Below are 632 nucleotides of genomic sequence, written 5' to 3'. Positions count from 1 at the left end.
GCACTTTATCCTCTGTTGTCGCTTGTGCAGATAAGTCTAAACGCACACATCGTAATTCTGGATACTCTAGGGCAATGACTCGACCTAATCCCCACAAGCTGGTACCACTCAGTTGCATTGGCGCTGGCGCTGCTGCGACGGCTTGGGTTCCCTGTGTCACTAGCACTAGATGCGGGGGAGTTTCCCAATCGATTTGTGGGAGTGTTTGCACTAAATGTAGGACACTGGCACAATTTTTCAGTTCTGTTGTTTCTACATCCCTGGAGTCGGTTTCGCCTTTACTTGTGGATGGGATACTCCACAAATGGATGATGCTGAGGTTTTGTCGGCTGTCAAGCTCATAGAGCAGGTTCTGGAAATGTTCTAATTGGCTGGGGTCAATTTGATAATGTTGCTGGTCGATTTTCTCATAGCTGACACCAGCAGATACTAAGATGCAATTAGCTCCTTGCTGTTGCAATTGCTCAGCTAGTTGCTGCCCTAATCCTTCTGGGTCAGTCAAAATCAGCCAACTCCCTTCAGGCGTGGCTTTTGATTGGCTTTTTTCCACCACTTGCCAGTCGATTTCGTACAACCATTCTGCGACATCTTGATACAGCGAATGTAGTAACAACTCGCGAGTCGCTTTTCTG

Annotated in this window: 1 protein-coding gene; it reads right to left on the bottom strand. The window is 47.5% G+C overall.

The annotated features are described in order from the left end of the window. Positions 1–613 (bottom strand): KR prefix domain-containing protein (locus MiSe_RS49620; protein WP_444980651.1); only part of this gene is annotated, 613 nt, incomplete at its 3' end. Positions 614–632 lie beyond the last annotated feature (19 nt).

Origin of the sequence: Microseira wollei NIES-4236, assembly GCF_020521235.1 — a bacterium.
GTDB lineage: Bacteria > Cyanobacteriota > Cyanobacteriia > Cyanobacteriales > Aerosakkonemataceae > Microseira > Microseira wollei.
Note: the sequence above shows the minus strand (reverse complement) of the source record. Positions and strands in the feature narration are given on the sequence as shown.